Raw genomic sequence first — 1,716 nt, forward strand, 5'->3', positions numbered from 1 at the left:
TGGTGGGTCGTACTGGACTTGAACCAGTGACCCTCGCCTTGTAAGGGCGATGCTCTCCCAACTGAGCTAACGACCCATTTAGATTTTTTGTAATATGAAACACCATTTTTAAAATGGTGGGTCGTACTGGACTTGAACCAGTGACCCTCGCCTTGTAAGGGCGATGCTCTCCCAACTGAGCTAACGACCCATATTACATACAGCATATTTTCTTAATGAAAGGACCACCTAAACTTTCTTTGTAAAGTGAAAGTAAATGGTGGGTCGTACTGGACTTGAACCAGTGACCCTCGCCTTGTAAGGGCGATGCTCTCCCAACTGAGCTAACGACCCATTAAGAATTTAGATATGAACACCATTAGGGAATAATGGTGGGTCGTACTGGACTTGAACCAGTGACCCTCGCCTTGTAAGGGCGATGCTCTCCCAACTGAGCTAACGACCCATATCTAAAACAACTCATTGCTGCGTTGTTGTGGGGCGCTATTATAGATAGAGTTGTAAATGTGTCAACACTTGAATGAGTAAAAATGTGTTAGGTGCAGCTTTTATAAACAATCACATGGGCTTTGTGTGTGTTTTGATGAACAATTGCACAGTTTTAGTTATTTATTAGATGATAAGTAAGCTATAAAAGGCTCAATTTTATATTTCACTTTTTATATATATATGAAAAGATCGCTCGGTTATAGCTAGTTTGCCCAAATTACAAATAAATAGTGAGGGCTCGGAAACCGGATAATCTAGGCTGCATTAAAAGTGTTAAGCAGCCCAGTAGGGGAGAGTGCTATTTTAACGGCTATATTTTCTTAATCTTATTTTGCATATAAATGTATACCTTTTATAACTGCGTACACTGACGAGTAAGAGCATCGACAATGCAAACTTACGCATTGATCATGAAAAGGTATCGATATTTGTCAAAGTGTTTAAAATATCTTCTCGATGGACTGTTATTTAGTCAGCTTGTTGAAATTTAAATCATTTAAATAAACATCGATAAAAAACTGTTGACTTTATTTGGGGGGCTGCATAGAATGCGCCCCGCACTCAGCGATACACAGCCAAGGTTAATTGGTAGTGTGTATTATGCAAGTCGGGGCTATAGCTCAGCTGGGAGAGCGCTTCGCTGGCAGCGAAGAGGTCTGCGGTTCGATCCCGCATAGCTCCACCAGATTTGCATAGTGTTTGTCCTAGGGTTGCAGTTTTCTGCGTCCCCATCGTCTAGAGGCCTAGGACACCGCCCTTTCACGGCGGTAACAGGGGTTCGAATCCCCTTGGGGACGCCACTTACTCTAAGTAAGTGAGCAATTGCCAGTAAATAAATATGTTAGTCTCGAGTACTTGCATGTTATTTTAGTAACCTTAACTCCGATATGAGTCAAACTATCATTTAATGTCCTAGTGACACATTATGTGTCCCCATCGTCTAGAGGCCTAGGACACCGCCCTTTCACGGCGGTAACAGGGGTTCGAATCCCCTTGGGGACGCCACTTATTTAAGTAGGTTATGTGTAGTGGGGTGGTGATACCGCGCAATCTATGCACGACGTTATCAAGAGTACGAATCTCTTGGGGACGCCACTTATTTTAAGTGCTGTGTTATTAAAAGCTCGTCTGAATCGAGTTTAACTATTCAGTTGTCCTAGTGACACATTTTGTGTCCCCATCGTCTAGAGGCCTAGGACACCGCCCTTTCACGGCGGTAACAGGGGT

7 tRNA genes are annotated in these 1,716 nt (G+C 43.1%); 3 read left to right on the top strand and 4 right to left on the bottom strand.

The features are described from left to right. The 4 genes from PAARA_RS15885 to PAARA_RS15900 form a co-directional block, all read right to left on the bottom strand. A tRNA-Val gene (locus PAARA_RS15885) sits at window positions 1-76 on the bottom strand. Window positions 77-114: 38 nt separating this feature from the next. Further along, a tRNA-Val gene (locus PAARA_RS15890) sits at window positions 115-190 on the bottom strand. A 67-nt stretch (window positions 191-257) separates the two neighbouring features. Then, window positions 258-333 (bottom strand) — tRNA-Val (locus PAARA_RS15895). A 36-nt stretch (window positions 334-369) separates the two neighbouring features. Continuing rightward, window positions 370-445: transfer RNA gene (locus tag PAARA_RS15900), tRNA-Val, on the bottom strand. A gap of 653 nt (window positions 446-1,098) precedes the next feature. On the opposite strand from PAARA_RS15900, the gene PAARA_RS15905 reads away from it, so the two are divergent. The 3 genes from PAARA_RS15905 (at window position 1,099) to PAARA_RS15915 (ending at window position 1,494) form a co-directional block, all read left to right on the top strand. After that, window positions 1,099-1,174 (top strand) — tRNA-Ala (locus PAARA_RS15905). Window positions 1,175-1,213: 39 nt separating this feature from the next. After that, a tRNA-Glu gene (locus PAARA_RS15910) sits at window positions 1,214-1,289 on the top strand. Window positions 1,290-1,418: 129 nt separating this feature from the next. After that, window positions 1,419-1,494 (top strand) — tRNA-Glu (locus PAARA_RS15915). The last annotated feature ends 222 nt before the right edge of the window (window positions 1,495-1,716 follow it).

Source organism: Pseudoalteromonas arabiensis (genome assembly GCF_001550155.1).
Classification (GTDB): Bacteria; Pseudomonadota; Gammaproteobacteria; order Enterobacterales; family Alteromonadaceae; genus Pseudoalteromonas; species Pseudoalteromonas arabiensis.